The sequence below is a fragment of the Paenibacillus dendritiformis genome, assembly GCF_015845845.1.
GTDB classification, from domain to species: Bacteria; Bacillota; Bacilli; order Paenibacillales; family Paenibacillaceae; genus Paenibacillus_B; species Paenibacillus_B dendritiformis_C.
Window position 1 is genome coordinate 1 of the sequence record NZ_LDIG01000035.1, and the last position, 687, is coordinate 687.

Below are 687 nucleotides of genomic sequence, written 5' to 3' on the forward strand. Positions count from 1 at the left end.
TCACTTCGTATGTCGACAAAATGTCAGGCGGGTCTTCACTTGCTCCTCGAAGAAGCAGTGAAGTCGATGCAATCCATAGCTTCGGCGGTACGTTTAGCCCCGTTACATTTTCGGCGCAGAGTCACTCGACCAGTGAGCTATTACGCACTCTTTAAATGATGGCTGCTTCTAAGCCAACATCCTGGTTGTCTGGGCAACTCCACATCCTTTCCCACTTAACGTACACTTAGGGGCCTTAGCTGATGGTCTGGGCTGTTTCCCTCTTGACAACGGACCTTAGCACCCATTGTCTGACTCCCGGATAATAAGTCCATGGCATTCGGAGTTTGACTGAGCTTGGTAACCCTTGGCGGGCCCCGCACCCAATCAGTGCTCTACCTCCACGACTCTTCCTCCGAGGCTAGCCCTAAAGCTATTTCGGGGAGAACCAGCTATCTCCGAGTTCGATTGGAATTTCTCCGCTACCCCCACCTCATCCCCGAATTTTTCAACATTCGTGGGTTCGGGCCTCCAGTGCGTGTTACCGCACCTTCACCCTGGACAGGGGTAGATCACACGGTTTCGGGTCTACGCCTACGTACTCATTCGCCCTATTCAGACTCGCTTTCGCTGCGGCTACGGCTTCTCACCTTAACCTTGCACGTAAACGTAACTCGCCGGTTCATTCTACAAAAGGCACGCCATCAC

General features: G+C 52.8%; 1 rRNA gene. It reads right to left on the reverse strand.

From position 1 onward, the window contains the following. Window positions 1-687: ribosomal RNA gene (locus tag ABD76_RS00485) — 23S ribosomal RNA — on the reverse strand; the annotation flags it as partial.